This window comes from Streptomyces sp. NPDC039430, assembly GCF_055639435.1.
Window position 1 is genome coordinate 171,799 of the sequence record NZ_JBVKAK010000001.1, and the last position, 13,492, is coordinate 185,290.

At 70.1% G+C, this 13,492-nt stretch carries 12 protein-coding genes; all 12 read right to left on the reverse strand.

Annotated elements, in window-relative coordinates; translation table 11 throughout:
* Nucleotides 1-706: 706 nt before the first annotated feature.
* Nucleotides 707-1,939: a DivIVA domain-containing protein gene (locus ACZ7LS_RS00715; protein WP_382967957.1), complete on the reverse strand. Its 1,233-nt coding sequence runs from the start codon at nucleotides 1,937-1,939 to the stop codon at nucleotides 707-709.
* 49 nt (nucleotides 1,940-1,988) lie between these two features.
* Nucleotides 1,989-2,285 carry a YggT family protein gene (locus tag ACZ7LS_RS00720; RefSeq protein ID WP_382525537.1) on the reverse strand — a complete coding sequence of 99 codons (297 nt, stop codon included), beginning with the start codon at nucleotides 2,283-2,285 and terminating at the stop codon, nucleotides 1,989-1,991.
* A 91-nt stretch (nucleotides 2,286-2,376) separates the two neighbouring features.
* On the reverse strand, nucleotides 2,377-2,988 hold the full coding sequence (locus ACZ7LS_RS00725) for a cell division protein SepF (protein ID WP_382525538.1): 612 nt from the start codon (nucleotides 2,986-2,988) through the stop codon (nucleotides 2,377-2,379).
* Between the two features lie 123 nt (nucleotides 2,989-3,111).
* Nucleotides 3,112-3,831 (reverse strand): YggS family pyridoxal phosphate-dependent enzyme, encoded by a 720-nt coding sequence (locus tag ACZ7LS_RS00730; protein WP_382525540.1) that lies wholly within the window; start codon nucleotides 3,829-3,831, stop codon nucleotides 3,112-3,114.
* 7 nt (nucleotides 3,832-3,838) lie between these two features.
* Nucleotides 3,839-4,567 carry a peptidoglycan editing factor PgeF gene (gene pgeF / locus ACZ7LS_RS00735; RefSeq protein WP_382525542.1) on the reverse strand — a complete coding sequence of 243 codons (729 nt, stop codon included), beginning with the start codon at nucleotides 4,565-4,567 and terminating at the stop codon, nucleotides 3,839-3,841.
* A complete protein-coding gene (ftsZ, locus tag ACZ7LS_RS00740; RefSeq protein WP_382525544.1) occupies nucleotides 4,564-5,775 on the reverse strand; it encodes a cell division protein FtsZ in 1,212 nt (403 codons plus the stop codon). The genes pgeF and ftsZ overlap by 4 nt, the downstream gene beginning before the upstream one ends.
* Before the next feature lie 276 nt (nucleotides 5,776-6,051).
* Nucleotides 6,052-6,855 carry a cell division protein FtsQ/DivIB gene (locus tag ACZ7LS_RS00745; protein ID WP_382663909.1) on the reverse strand — a complete coding sequence of 268 codons (804 nt, stop codon included), beginning with the start codon at nucleotides 6,853-6,855 and terminating at the stop codon, nucleotides 6,052-6,054.
* A 22-nt stretch (nucleotides 6,856-6,877) separates the two neighbouring features.
* A complete protein-coding gene (gene murG / locus ACZ7LS_RS00750) occupies nucleotides 6,878-7,972 on the reverse strand; it encodes an undecaprenyldiphospho-muramoylpentapeptide beta-N-acetylglucosaminyltransferase (RefSeq protein WP_030353511.1) in 1,095 nt (364 codons plus the stop codon).
* A gap of 6 nt (nucleotides 7,973-7,978) precedes the next feature.
* Nucleotides 7,979-9,502 (reverse strand): putative lipid II flippase FtsW, encoded by a 1,524-nt coding sequence (gene ftsW / locus ACZ7LS_RS00755; RefSeq protein WP_382663913.1) that lies wholly within the window; start codon nucleotides 9,500-9,502, stop codon nucleotides 7,979-7,981.
* 83 nt (nucleotides 9,503-9,585) lie between these two features.
* Complete coding sequence (gene murD / locus ACZ7LS_RS00760; RefSeq protein ID WP_385132370.1) at nucleotides 9,586-10,995, reverse strand: UDP-N-acetylmuramoyl-L-alanine--D-glutamate ligase; 1,410 nt, start codon at nucleotides 10,993-10,995, stop codon at nucleotides 9,586-9,588.
* Complete coding sequence (gene mraY / locus ACZ7LS_RS00765) at nucleotides 10,992-12,062, reverse strand: phospho-N-acetylmuramoyl-pentapeptide-transferase (RefSeq protein ID WP_129766852.1); 1,071 nt, start codon at nucleotides 12,060-12,062, stop codon at nucleotides 10,992-10,994. The genes murD and mraY overlap by 4 nt, the downstream gene beginning before the upstream one ends.
* The gene (locus ACZ7LS_RS00770) at nucleotides 12,059-13,489 is read right to left on the reverse strand and encodes a UDP-N-acetylmuramoyl-tripeptide--D-alanyl-D-alanine ligase (RefSeq protein WP_382530854.1); all 1,431 of its coding nucleotides are present in this window, start codon (nucleotides 13,487-13,489) and stop codon (nucleotides 12,059-12,061) included. The genes mraY and ACZ7LS_RS00770 overlap by 4 nt, the downstream gene beginning before the upstream one ends.
* Between the last annotated feature and the right edge of the window lie 3 nt (nucleotides 13,490-13,492).

The following is a 13,492-nucleotide window of genomic DNA, read 5'->3' on the forward strand; positions in this document are numbered from 1 at the left end:
ACGCCCCGCCACACCACGGCCCAGACGCCCCGAAGCCGCCGCGGGAACACGGAACGGCGCCACGAACCCGCCACACCCCGCACAGCAACGCGGTGCCCGGCCCTGGCACGAACCCGCACACCCGGGCCCGGAGCTGCACCCCGGAACGGTGCCGCCCCAGCAAGCGCCACGAAGCCGGCGCCCCGGGGCAGCGGCGCATACGCGCCCCTGAGCGGCGTGCCCCGGCCACAGGAGCCCAGTACCGCGAGCCCGCGCCCCCGGGCGCGAAGCCACGCGCCCCGGAACGGTGCCGTGCGGCACACCAGCGCCGCGAAGCCGGCGCCGGGGGCGCGGAGCTGCACCCCGGAACGGTGCCGCCCCGGCAAGCGCCACGAAGCCGGCGCCCTGGGGCGGCGGCGCGGTGCCCGCCCCCGAGCGGTGTGCTCCTGGGCACAAGAGCCCAGCGCCGCGAAGCCGGCGCCTGGGGCCCGGGGCCCCCGCCCCGCCCGTACCCCACCGGAACGGTGGAGGCCGGGGTCCGGGGCTCGCCCCGGTTTCGGGAAGGGGCGGGTCAGGGGAGAGCCCCGCGCAGCGGCCCACACCCACACCCGCCACCGCACCCGCACCCGCACCCGCCCACAAAAAGGGGCTGGGCCCGAGGTGAAAACCCCGGGCCCAGCCCCTCAGCCTGCCGACGGCTACGCGCTGCTCACGCGCACGCCGCCCCTCAGTTGTCGTCCTCGTCGATCAGGAAGCCCCGCATCGGCGACGGCGCCTGCTGCATCGGCTGCGGCGCCTGCGGCCGCACCGGTGCCATCGGCTGCGTCATCGCCGGCGACATCTGCTGCTGACCGCCGTACGACGGTCCCGGCGAAGGCGTGTGGCCACCCATGGATCCACCCATGGATCCGCCCATGGAACCGCCCATGGACGGGTTGCCGCCCATGCTGTGTCCCATCGCGCCCGCACCGGCCGGAGCCATGGACGGCGACGGCGGCAGCGAAGCGGTCGCCGGGGTCCGCGGCGGGGCCAGCGAGTCGTCGGCCTGGGTCTCCAGCTGACGCAGCTGGCTCTCCAGGTAGGACTTCAGCCGCGTGCGGTACTCGCGCTCGAAGCCGCGCAGGTCCTCGACCTTGCGCTCCAGCGTCGCGCGCGCGGACTCCAGGGAGCCCATCGCCACGCGGTGCTTCTCCTGCGCGTCCCGCTCCAGCGCGTCCGCCTTGGCGCGCGCGTCACGCTCCAGACCCTCGGCACGGCTGCGCGCCTCGCCGACGATCTTGTTGGCCTCGGAGCGCGCCTCGGCGATCGCCTGGTCGGCGGTCTGCTGGGCGAGCGAGAGGACCCGCGCGGCGCTGTCGCCGCCGGGGCCCTGACCGGGCTGCTGCATCTGCGGAGCGTGGCCGCCCATGGGACCGCCCATCGGTCCACCCATGGGACCGCCCTGCTGCATGGGACCGCCCTGCATCGGACCGCCCTGGCCCATGGGGCCACCCTGCTGCATGGGGCCGCCCTGCATCGGGCCACCCTGCTGCATGGGGCCGCCCTGGCCCATCGGTCCGGGACCGTGCTGACCCCGCGGGTCGTGACCCTGCGGACCGGGGCCGTGGCCGTGCGCGCTCGGACCCGCGGGCAGCTGCGGAGCTCCACCGGGCAGCTGGGGGGGACCCATCTGCGGGGGCTGCTGCTGCTGCGGCGGTCCGGATATGGCGGCGGGTACCGGGGCACCCGGCCGTTCCTGCTGTTCGGGAGGCTTCCGCATACCCTGCTGCTGTTGGTTCTGCGCGGCGGCACGCGTGGCGGCGGCCAGCTTGGCGCGCAGGTCCTCGTTCTCGCGGAGCAGGCGGGTCAGTTCGGCCTCGACCTCGTCGAGAAAGGCATCGACCTCGTCCTCGTCGTAGCCTTCTCGGAGGCGGACGGTCGTGAACTGCTTGTTCCGCACGTCCTCAGGGGTCAACGGCATCTCTACTTCACCTCTACGTAGTCGTCGGCAGTCGGCAAGACCGTATCGTTCACATTCCCCTCGCCAGGTTGCTCACAAGCGAGATCAGGAGGTAAACGATGATCATCAGAACGAAGAAGGACAGGTCGAGTGCCACGCCCCCGAGACGCAACGGCGGGATGAACCGCCGCAGAAGCTTGAGCGGTGGATCGGTGACAGTGTAGGTGGCCTCCAGAACGACCACCATCGCCTTGCCGGGCTGCCATGAGCGGGCGAACTGGAAGACGTAGTCCATGACCAACCGGAAAATAAGCACGATGAGGAAGCACATCAGCGCGATGTAAACCACCTGTAGTGCGACGCCCATCCCGCTGCTTCCCTCTCCCCTGGCTCACTCTGGTCCGGCCGCCCGCCGGGGTTTTTCCGCCGTGCGACCGGGTCGTTCCCGGTGCTGCTTCCTAGCTCTGGTTGAAGAACCCGCCCTCTGCGATGCGGGCCTTGTCCTCCGCCGTGACATCGACGTTAGCAGGAGACAGCAGGAACACCTTCTGGGTCACTCGCTCAATGCTGCCATGGAGACCGAAGACAAGTCCCGCGGCAAAGTCGACAAGTCGCTTCGCATCGGTGTCGTCCATCTCGGTCAGATTCATGATCACCGGAGTGCCCTCGCGGAAGTGTTCCCCGATAGTACGGGCCTCGTTGTAGGTCCTCGGGTGCAGCGTGGTGATGCGGTAGGGCTCCCGCTCGGACACAACCTTGGGCATGATCACCGGTGCGTTCTTCTCCAGGCTCGGACGTTCAGGTGTGATGGACGCCACGGGGGCGATTCGTGCGGGACGTCCGCTTTCTGCCGCTAGCGACACCGGCTCGCGCTCGCGCTGCGCGGGTGGGTGGGGCACCCGTACCGGCTCTTCCCGCTCCGGCTGGCGCACGGGCTGGTGGCGCCGGTGCTCCCGCTCGGGCTCCGGCTCGGGTTCGAAATCGTCGTCGGGGTCGAAGCCCCGGCCGTCGTACCCATCGTCCTCCACGAGGCCGAGGTAGACCGCCATCTTGCGCATCGCGCCGGCCATGCTCTGAGTCCTCCGCTCTGTGGTGGATCGGCCTCGTCACCAAGTGCCCGCGATCCACTAGGCCTGTCCGCTTTTTGGCGAAATGACCATATTTTCTGCCGTGGTCCGACTTTCTTCGCGACGTTACCCGAGGCTGGGTCGGACTCCGAGTACCGCCGTACCGACGCGTACATGTGTCGCACCGGCCCGCACAGCGTCCTCAAGGTCCGCACTCATCCCTGCTGAGACCATGTTCGCAGCCGGATGGTCCGCGCGTAGGCGGGATGAGAATTCCAGCAGCCGCTCGAACGCCGCCTGTTGCCGTCCCGCGTACGGTCCGGCGAGCGGCGCCACGGTCATCAGACCGCCGAGCCGCAGTCCTGGTGAACCGGCCACCGCTGTGGCCAACTCCTCAATTCCGTCGGGCGCCGTGCCGCCCCGCGCACCGCGTTCACCGGACTCCGCGTCGAGGGCGACCTGAATCAGACAGGTCAGCTCACGCTCCGCGCGCACCGCCGCGGCGGAGAGAGCGGAAACGAGCTTGAGCCGGTCGACAGACTGCACGACTTCGGCGTAACTGGCTACGGAACGGACCTTGTTCGTCTGCAATTGACCAACAAAGTGCCAGGTCAGCGACAAATCCGCACACGCGGCCGCCTTGGGCGCGGCATCCTGGTCACGGTTCTCGGCGACATGCCGTACGCCGAGTTCATGGAGCAGCCGGACATCGCTCGCGGGATAGGTCTTGGTGACCACGATCAGGGTCACCTCGTCCCGCGCGCGCCCGGCGGCGGCGCAGGCGGCGGAGATACGTTCCTCCACCATCGCCAGATTCGCGGCGAGTTCAGTCTTCCGGTCCTTCATGTGCTTATCAGTCCAGCCAGACATAGCCGGCGAGCCGTCCGGTGGTGCGGTCGCGGCGGTACGAATAGTGGTCGTCCGACTCCAGTGTGCAGACGGCCGAGCGCTGCCGGTCCCGCACCCCGAGCGCGTCGAGCTGTGCGTGGACCCCGGCGACGACGTCCACGGCCGGGGTCGACCAGCTGGTCTCGGAGCAGGCCTCCGGTACGACGGCCGCGACCTCGTCCCGCATCCGCGCCGGGACTTCGTAGCAGCGGCCGCAGACGGCCGGTCCGGTACGGGCGGTGATCCGGGACGGCTCCGCGCCGAGTGTGATCATCGCCTCGACGGCGGCCGGTACGATCCCGGCGACCAGACCGGGACGGCCGGCGTGGGCGGCGGCCGCGATCCCGGCGACCGGGTCGGCCAGCAGCAGCGGAACGCAGTCCGCGGTGAGCACGGCGAGTGCCAGTCCGCTGCTCAGCGTGACGATCGCGTCGACGGCCGGGATGTCCGCGCTCGTCCACGGCCCTTCGACGACGGCCACGTCGCGGCCGTGCACCTGGTTCATCCAGACGACCCGCGCGGGATCGAGCGCCAGGGACTTCGCGGCGAGTTCACGGTTGGCGCGTACGGCGCCCGGGTCGTCGCCGACCGCGCCGCCGAGATTGAGCTGATCGTACGGAGCGGCGCTCACCCCGCCCCACCGGTCGGTGAAGGCGAAGTGCGCGCCGCTCCGTGTTTCGTGCTGTCGTATCACTTCAAGAAGTCCGGAACGTCCAGCTCCTCGGCCTGGCTGTCCTGGTAGGGACGGGCCGGGGGAACCTGCGGCTGGTTCATCGGGGAGAGCGGCTTCTCGTTGACCGCGGGAATGGGCTCGGACTTGACCGGGATGTCCTCGCGCGGCGGTACGGTGCCCAGTCCGCCCGAGGAGCGGCCGGTGTCCGAGGACCGGGAGGGCGCCGGCTGCTCGTCGCGCTTCGAGCCCGCGCCGAGTACGGTCTCGCGCCGGGTCGGCGGCTGTCCGCCGTCGAAGCCGGCCGCGATCACGGTGACCCGTACCTCGTCGCCCAGGGCGTCGTCGATGACGGCGCCGAAGATGATGTTGGCCTCGGGGTGGGCGGCCTCGCTGACCAGCTGCGCCGCCTCGTTGATCTCGAAGAGACCGAGGTCGGAACCGCCGGAGATGGAGAGCAGGACACCGCGGGCGCCGTCGATGGACGCTTCGAGGAGCGGCGAGGAGATCGCCATCTCGGCGGCGGCCACCGCGCGGTCGTCGCCGCGGGCCGAGCCGATGCCCATGAGCGCGGAGCCCGCCTCGGACATCACCGACTTGACGTCGGCGAAGTCGAGGTTGATCAGGCCGGGGGTGGTGATGAGGTCGGTGATGCCCTGGACACCCGACAGCAGCACCTGGTCCGCGGACTTGAACGCGTCGAGGACGCTGACCTGGCGGTCCGAGATGGACAGCAGGCGGTCGTTGGGGATGACGATGAGGGTGTCGACCTCTTCGCGGAGTTCGGCGATGCCGTCCTCCGCCTGGTTCGCGCGCCGACGGCCCTCGAAGGTGAACGGGCGGGTGACCACACCGATCGTGAGGGCGCCGAGCGAGCGGGCGATGTTGGCGACGACGGGCGCGCCGCCGGTGCCGGTGCCGCCGCCCTCGCCCGCGGTGACGAAGACCATGTCGGCCCCCTTGAGGACCTCCTCGATCTCCTCGCGGTGGTCCTCCGCCGCCTTGCGGCCGACTGCCGGGTTGGCTCCGGCGCCGAGGCCGCGGGTGAGTTCACGGCCGACGTCGAGCTTGACGTCGGCGTCGCTCATCAACAGGGCTTGTGCGTCGGTGTTGATCGCGATGAACTCGACGCCCTTGAGGCCGACCTCGATCATTCGGTTGATGGCATTGACACCACCGCCGCCGACACCGATGACCTTGATGACTGCGAGGTAGTTCTGCGGTGCTGCCACGTCGAAGGCCTCTCGCCTCGAGTTACGTGTCGTCGCTTCGCTGATGTGGCGCCGCGACGACTGATGCCGATGGGACGGTCCGAAACGCCGACCCAAACCCTCACGTTGAAGTTCAGGGTTACCAGTGTGTCCGCTTCTTGGACTCTTCCGAACAGGACACTAAGTCGACAAGTGGCGCACGTTCAACGAACACGCCGAACCTCCCGTTTTTCTTTTCACCCTATGTGATCACCCATAGCGCTGACCAACCAGGGTGCTGGCCAGCACATTTGCCCGTCAACTCCCCGACGCCGCAGGCGCGGTGGGTGCGCTCACATCGAAGTGCACCGCCTTGGGGACCGCTTTCATGAGAGCGGTGAGCGCACGCGCCTTGGCCGTACCGTCCTCTCCGCTTCCCCACATCACCGTACGGCCGCCGGTCAGCTCCAGGGAGATCGAGTCGTACGAACGGACCCGTACGACCCTGATGTCCCCGGCCACTTTCTCCGGCAGTTCGGCGCGGACCCGTACCGCTTGCCGCATCAGCCGCTCCGTTCCGAAGCGTTGTGTTCCGGCGGACTGATCCACCGTCAATTCGAGGAGGGGCACACCCTTGGGCGCCTTCTCGACCGTGGCGAAACGCACACCCCCGGCGTCCACTTCGATGAACTTTGCTCCCTTTTCGAGAAGCAGCGCGGGCTTTCGTTCGATCACTTTCAGCCCGATCCCATTCGGCCATGAACGGACCACCTCGACCGAATCGATACGCGGCAGCTTCCGGCGCAGCCGCGCCTCAATCCCGTCCGTGTCGACGGAAATCAGCGGGGCCCCGACCGGAGCCGCGGCGGCGGCCTCGACCTCGGCATGGGTGAGCACGTCCGTGCCCGAGGTGCGCACCGTCTCGACCCGCAGCCACGCCGAGCCGTACAGCACCCAGATCCCGCCGGCGACCAGCGCGACCGCGGCGATAAATGCGATCAGCACACGGGGAGAGAGCCGGAAGCGGGGGAGTCCGAACCGGCGGCCCGGCGGCCCCTCGTCGGGGCGGCCGGACTCCGTCCGCGGTCGGGCACCACGCTCTGCGGTCGTCGGTCCGGCCACGCTCCCCTGCCTCCCTGCGCCGCTACGCCTGGCGGCGTGCGGCGATCGCCTCGTACACCATTCCTACGAGCAGATCATCGGCGTCCCGGCGGCCGAACTCGGAGGCCGCGCGGGACATCTCGTACAGCCGGTGCGGATCGGCGAGCACCGGGAGCACATGGCTCTGGACCCACTCGGGGGTCAGTTCGGCGTCGTCGACCAGCAGTCCGCCGCCGGCCTTCACCACCGGCTGGGCGTTGAGCCGCTGTTCGCCGTTGCCGATCGGCAGCGGTACGTAGGCGGCCGGCAGTCCGACGGCGGAGAGTTCGGCGACGGTCATCGCGCCCGCGCGGCAGAGCATCATGTCGGCAGCGGCGTACGCGAGGTCCATCCGGTCCACATACGGTACCGGGATGTAGGGCGGCATTCCGGGCATGTTGTCCACGCGCGGCATTTCATTCTTCGGGCCGACCGCGTGCAGGATCTGGATTCCGGAGCGCTGGAGCACCGGAGCGATCTGCTGGATCACCTCGTTGAGCCGGCGCGCGCCCTGCGAGCCTCCCGAGACGAGCAGCGTCGGCAGATTGGGGTCGAGGCCGAACGCCGCGCGCGCCTCGGGGCGTACGCGCGCCCGGTCGAGGGTGGCGATGGTGCGGCGCAGCGGGATGCCGATGTAGCGGGCGCCGCGCAGCTTGCTGTCCGGGGTGGAGACGGCCACACCGGCGGCGTACCGCGAGCCGATCTTGTTGGCCAGTCCCGGCCTGGCGTTGGCCTCGTGGACGATGATCGGCACCCCGAGCCGTTTTGCGGCCAGATAACCGGGCAGCGCGACATAGCCGCCGAAGCCCACCACGCAGTCCGCCTTGGTGCGTTCCAGGATCTGCTCGGCGGCCTTGATCGTGCCGCGCAGCCGCCCGGGGACGGTGATCAGTTCGGGCGTGGGTTTGCGCGGCAGCGGTACGGCGGGGATCAGTCCCAGCTCGTATCCCCGCTCCGGTACGAGCCTGGTCTCCAGTCCGCGCTCCGTGCCGAGGGCCGTGATCCCCACGGTGGGGTCCTGCCTGCGCAGGGCGTCCGCGAGGGCGAGCGCGGGCTCGATGTGGCCGGCGGTCCCCCCACCGGCGAGTACGACATGCACCGAAATTCACCGCTCTCCGGACGGACGCTTCTTGACGCGCCGTCTCATCGTCTTCCATCTCACCCCGGGCCGTCGCATGGCCAGGGCCGCTTTCGCGGCGGGATCCTCTCGCGCGAACGCGATCAGCAGCCCGATAGCGAACATGGTCGGCAGCAGGGCCGACCCTCCGTAGGAGAACAGCGGGAGCGGGACTCCGGCGATCGGCAGCAGGCCGAGCACCGCACCGATGTTGATCACGGCCTGCACCGTGACCCAGGTGGTCACACCTCCCGCGGCGTACCTCACGAAGGGATCCTCCGTGCGTCCGGCCACGCGGATACCCGCATAGCCTAGAGCCGCGAACAGTGCGAGTACCGACAGCGTCCCCGCCAGACCCAGTTCCTCCCCGGTGATGGCGAAAATGAAGTCGGTGTGCGGTTCGGGCAGTTGGCCCCACTTTTCCACACTCGCGCCGAGGCCGGAACCGAACCATCCGCCGGAGGCCAGCGCGTAGATCCCGTGGACCGCCTGCCAGCACTCCCCTTCCGGGCCCAGATCGATCGCGCCGATGCAGGCGAACCGCGAGAGCCGGTTCTCGCTGGTCTTGATCAGCGCGAAGCCGATCAGCCCGGCGACGGCCAGCACACCGGCGAAGAGCCGGGTGGGGGCGCCGGCCAGCCAGAGCAGTCCGAAGAGGATCGCCGAGAGGATGATCGCGGTCCCCATGTCGCCGCCGAGCATGATCAGTCCGAGCAGCATCAGGGCGACCGGGACGAACGGCACCAGCAAGTGTTTCCACTGGGTCAGCAGCCGCTTGTCCTGTTTACGGGCGAGCAGATCGGCGCCCCAGAGGATCAGCGCCAGTTTGCCGAACTCGCTGGGCTGGAGCTGGAACGGGCCGCCCAGATAGATCCAGTTCTGGTTGCCGTTGACCGACCGCCCTATCCCCGGGACCTGGACGAGCACCATCAGGAAGACCGTACCGACCAGCAGCGGGTACGAGAGCGCGCGGTTGAGCTTGATCGGCATCCGGGAGGCGAGCAGCAGCAGGCCGGTGCCGAGGACCACCGCGAGGAACTGCTTGCGGAAGAAGTACGTGGCGGGCAGCGACAGCTGGAGCGCGTAGATCATCGACGCGGAGTACACCATCACCAGACCGAGCACGGTGATCAGCAGACCGCTGCCGAGGATCAGGTAGTACGCGGTGAGCGGCCGGTCCCAGGCGCGCCTCATCCGCTCGTAGAAGCGCCGGGGTCCGCCGCCGCGCTGCCGCCGGGAGGCGCCGCCCCTGCCGCCCTTGCCGCCCCCGCGCCGGGTGGCGGCCGGACGGCGTACGGCGGCTCCGGCGGCCCGGCCGCGCAGCGCGAGCCCGGCCGGGCGCCCCGCGCGGGCGTCCGCACCGGCGTGCGCGCGCTCCTCCGGGGTGTCCACGCCACCTGGCGCCCCCGCGAGAGCGGGAGCGCCGGGAATCGCGTCCAGGAAGCCCCAGCCGCGCCGGACGGGCCCCGGCGCGGGCCGCGGATCTCGGTCCGCGGTGTCGTCGGCCGGCATCGTCGCTGTCCCCTCCAGTCGTGCCTGGCGCGGCTGGCGCGGGTGGTCAGTGGGCTGCGGCGGCCTGCTGCTGCGACACCGGGTCAGGCGTGCTCGGCGGCGAGGGCGTGTACCGCGTCCGCGAACGCCTCGCCCCGCTTGTTGTAGTTGACGAACATGTCCATCGAGGCACAGGCCGGGGCCATCAGTACCGTGTCCCCCGGCTGCGCGAGCCGTGCCGCTTCGCGGACCGCGGCCGACATCGCCCCAGTGTCGGTCCGGTCGAGGTCCACGACCGGGACTTCGGGGGCGTGTCGCGCGAGGGCTTCCCGGATGAGCGCGCGGTCCCTGCCGATCAGCACCACGCCGCGCAGCCGCTTCGCGGACGTCCCGACGAGTTCGTCGAAGGTCGCGCCCTTGGCGAGGCCGCCCGCGATCCAGACGATCGGGTCGTACGCCGCGAGCGACGCCTCCGCGGCATGCGTGTTGGTGGCCTTGGAGTCGTCGATGTACGTGACGCCCGCGACGTCCGCGACGCGCTCGATCCGGTGCGGGTCGGGGCGGAAGGCGCGCAGTCCGTCACGTACGGCGGCCGGCTCGACACCGTACGCGCGCGCCAGGGCCGCGGCGGCCAGCGCGTTGGCGATGTTGTGCGGGACGGGCGGGTCGACGTCGGAGACATGGGCCAGCTCCTGGGCCTGCTCGCGCCGGTTCTCGACGAAGGCGCGGTCGACCAGGATGCCGTCCACGACACCGAGTTGGGACGGTCCGGGAGTGCCGAGGGTGAAGCCGATCGCGCGGCAGCCCTCCTCGACGTCGGCCGCGCGCACCAGGTCCTCGGTGGCCGGGTCGGCCACGTTGTAGACGCAGGCGACGCTGTTGCCCTCGTAGATCCGGCCCTTGTCGGCGGCGTACGCGGCCATGGAGCCGTGCCAGTCCAGATGGTCGGGCGCGAGGTTGAGCACCGCGCCGGAGTGGGCGCGCGGGCTCGGCGCCCAGTGCAGCTGGTAGCTGGACAGCTCGACGGCGAGTACGTCGTACGTCTCCTCGCCGGTGACGGCGTCCAGCAGCGAGACGCCGATATTGCCGACGGCGGCCGTACGCAGCCCCGCGGCGGCCAGGATCGAGGCGAGCATCCTGACGGTCGTCGTCTTGCCGTTGGTGCCGGTGACGGCGAGCCAGGGGGCCGCGCCGGGGCCGCGCAGCCGCCAGGCCAGCTCGACATCGCCCCAGATCTCCACCCCGGCCGCCTCGGCGGCCAGGAAGAGCGGCTTGTCGGGCTTCCAGCCGGGGGCCGTGACGACGAGTTCGGTGCCGTCGGGCAGCGTCGCCCCGTCGCCGAGGCGGACGGTGACGCCCAGCTTTTCCAGCTCGGCGGCCTGGGCGCGGGCCCGCTCGTCGTCGCCGTCGTCGACGACGGTGACCTCCGCGCCCAGTCCGCGCAGTACCCGGGCCGCCGGGATCCCGGAGACCCCGAGACCCGCGACGGTGACCCGCTTGCCCTGCCAGTTCACTTCTCGGCCGCCCAGCCCGCGTAGAAGAGCCCCAGACCCACGATGACGCACATGCCCTGGATGATCCAGAAGCGGACCACCACAAGGACTTCGGACCACCCCTTGAGTTCGAAGTGGTGCTGGAGCGGCGCCATCCGGAAGACCCGCTTCCCGGTCATCTTGAACGAACCGACCTGGATGACCACGGACATGGTGATCATCACGAAGAGGCCGCCGAGGATGGCCATCAGGAACTCCGTACGGGAGCAGATCGCCAGACCGGCGAGCGCGCCGCCGAGCGCGAGCGAACCGGTGTCCCCCATGAAGATCTTGGCCGGTGAGGTGTTCCACCACAGGAAGCCGAAGCAGGAGCCCATCAGCGCCGAGGCGACGACCGCGAGGTCCAGCGGATCTCGTACCTCGAAACAGGCGTTGGGGTTGGTCAGGGTCGTCGCGTTGGCGCAGGACTCCTGGAACTGCCACAGACCGATGAAGGTGTAGGCGCCGAAGACCATCACCGAGGCGCCGGTGGCGAGGCCGTCCAGACCGTCCGTCAGGTTCACACCGTTGGACATCGCGAGAATCATGAACAGCGCCCAGACCACGAACAGCACCGGGCCGATCGACCAGCCGAAGTCCGTGACGAACGACAGCCTGGTGGAGGCGGGGGTGTTGCCGCGGTAGTCGGCGAACTGGAGCGACAGCACCGCGAAGGCGATACCGACGATCAGCTGGCCGGCCATCTTCGCCTTGGCCCGCAGGCCCAGCGACCGCTGCTTCACGATCTTGATGTAGTCGTCGAGGAACCCGACGAGCCCCATCCCGGCCATCAGGAACAGCACCAGCACACCCGAGAAGGTCGGGTCCTCGCCGGTGATCACCTTCGCCAGGGCGTACGCGATGAGCGTCGCCAGGATGAAGGCGATGCCGCCCATGGTGGGCGTGCCCTTCTTGCTGCCGTGCGTGCGCGGGCCGTCGTCCCGGATGAACTGCCCGTATCCCTTGCGGGCCAGGAGCTTGATCAGCAGCGGGGTGCCGATCAGTGTCAGGAAGAGCCCGATGGCTCCCGCGAAGAGGATCTGCCTCATCGGCCGGCGACCTCGCCCTCGGTGGCGTTCTCAAGCAGTGCCATGGCGACTCGCTCAAGACCGACCGACCTCGAAGCCTTCACCAGCACGACGTCTCCCGGACGCAGTTCACTGCGCAACAGGTCGACCGCCGCCTGCGCGTCGGACACGTGCACCGACTCCTCACCCCACGAACCCTCGTTGTAAGCGCCCAGTTGCAGCCAGGACGCTTCCCTGCCCCCGACTGCCACGAGCTTGCTGACGTTGAGCCGGACGGCGAGCCGTCCGACCGCGTCGTGCTCGGCGAGCGATTCGTCACCCAGCTCGGCCATCAGGCCGAGCACCGCCCACGTACGGCCCCCCGTGGCCCGTGAGGCACCACCCATGGCGACCAGCGCGCGGAGCGCCGCTCTCATGGATTCAGGGTTCGCGTTGTAGGCGTCGTTGACGATCGTCACGCCGTCCGAGCGCTCGGTGACCTCCATACGCCAGCGGGAGAGGGTTCCCGCCTCGGAGAGCGCCACGGCGATCTCGTCGACGGACATGCCCAACTCATGGGCGACGGCGGCCGCGGCGAGCGCGTTCGACACGTGGTGCTCACCGTACAGCCGCAGCGTCACGTCGCTGCACCCGGAGGGTGTTCGAAGCCGGAAAGCGGGCTGTCCGGTCCCGGTGAGGCGGACGTTCTCTGCCCGTACGTCTGCTTCGTCTGACTCTCCGAACAGCACGGTACGGGCCTTGGTGCGGGTCACCATCGCGCGGACGAGCGGGTCGTCGGCGTTGAGCACCGCCACCCCGCCGTCGGCCGCGGACGGCAGGGACTCGACCATCTCCCCCTTGGCCTGGGCGATCTGCTCCCGGCCGCCGAACTCGCCGATGTGGGCGGTGCCGACGTTCAGTACGAGGCCGATCCGGGGCGGGACGAGTCCGGTGAGGTAGCGGATGTCGCCGATGTAGCGCGCGCCCATTTCGAGGACGAGATAGCGGGTGTCCTCGACAGCCCGCAGGGCGGTCACCGGCAGGCCGATCTCGTTGTTGAGATTGCCCTCGGGCCAGACCGTGGGCGCGAGGCGCTGGAGCAGTTGGGCGATGAGGTCCTTGGTGCTGGTCTTGCCGGCCGAGCCGGTCAGCGCGACGGTGGTGGCGCCGAGGCGCTCCACGACATCGCGCGCGAGCGCGCCGAGGGCGCGTACGACGTCGTCCACGACGATCGCGGGCACACCGACGGGGCGGGTGGCCAGTACGGCCACCGCGCCCGCCTCGATGGCACGCCGCGCGTAGTCGTGGCCGTCGACGCGCTCTCCGGCGAAGGCGGCGAACAGGCTGCCGGTCTCCACCGCGCGGGAGTCGTAGACGACGGATCCGGTGACACGGACGGCCGGATCCGGTATGTCGTGCGGCTGCCCGCCGACGATGGCGGCGATCTCGGCGAGAGAGAGGGCGATCACTGG